At 45.5% G+C, this 534-nt stretch carries 1 protein-coding gene and 1 pseudogene; both read left to right on the top strand.

Going from position 1 to position 534, the window contains the following annotated elements; genetic code table 11:
• Positions 1-273: VOC family protein (locus tag KIV40_RS31195; protein ID WP_285353176.1), on the top strand; the 273-nt coding region annotated here is incomplete at its 5' end.
• Between the two features lie 44 nt (positions 274-317).
• Positions 318-534, top strand: a pseudogene (locus KIV40_RS31190) (HAD family hydrolase); the annotation flags it as partial.

Below are 534 nucleotides of genomic sequence, written 5' to 3'. Positions count from 1 at the left end.
CCCGGTGGGATCCCGCTTGATATGTGGGTATTCTCCGATGATATGGGCAGTTACGGAGCAACCGGCGCGTTAGTCAAGATGGACGATATGGCGGCTGGTGGAAATAGCACCATTGTCTATTTTTCCTGTGAAGATTGCGCTATCGAAGAAAAGCGTGCGTTGATGAATGGTGGCACACTTCATTTGAGCAAAATGGCGATTGGAGAGTTTGGCTTTATCAGCTTAGTCATGGATACTGAGGGAAATGTGATTGGCTTACATTCGATGAATTAAACGAATAAGCCAACTATGGATAAACGGTTATGCACGGAGGCATAATGACAAAAACGTATCTATTTGATTGGGGAAACACCTTAATGGTCGATTTCCCCGATCAATCAGGAAAAATGTGCGATTGGCCAGTGGTAGAACCTATTGCAGGCGCACATGAAACCCTCGAATACCTTTCAAAATACCACAAAGTTTATGTCGCGACGAATGCGGCAGACTCAACAGAGCTAGAGATTAAACACGCTTTTAGTCGAGTCGGGCTGG

Source organism: Vibrio sp. D173a, assembly GCF_030248475.1.
Note: the sequence above shows the minus strand (reverse complement) of the source record. Positions and strands in the feature narration are given on the sequence as shown.